The organism is Paraburkholderia sp. SIMBA_027, assembly GCF_046535315.1.
GTDB classification, from domain to species: domain Bacteria; phylum Pseudomonadota; class Gammaproteobacteria; order Burkholderiales; family Burkholderiaceae; genus Paraburkholderia; species Paraburkholderia tropica.
The window spans coordinates 1-273 of the sequence record NZ_JAWRWY010000555.1 but is presented as its reverse complement, the minus strand read 5'-3'; the positions used below and the strand labels follow the sequence as shown (position 1 = coordinate 273).

1 pseudogene is annotated in these 273 nt (G+C 68.5%); it reads right to left on the bottom strand.

Annotation, left to right across the window (positions count from 1 at the left end):
• A pseudogene (locus SB764_RS40235) lies at nucleotides 1-273 on the bottom strand (AsmA family protein); the annotation flags it as partial.

Here is a 273-nt window from a genome sequence, read left to right as displayed (position 1 = left end):
CCGGGGCGGTCACGGTACCGGCCAGCGCGATATGCGTATCGCCGATCTTCACATCAGCCTGCACGGGGAACGGTCGCGTCGTGTCCTGCAGCGCGAGCACGCCTCCCACCTTGCCGCTGCCCGACACAGCCGTCTTCTTGTAGGTGCCCTTGACCGTCCAGCCGAGACCATAAGGCGGCACCGAAGGCTTCGACTGCTGCTGACTGGTCGTGCCGGTATTCGCCGACGTGCTCGCCGGACTCGCCGGCCCGCTGCTCGCGGCCGTGGCAGAGG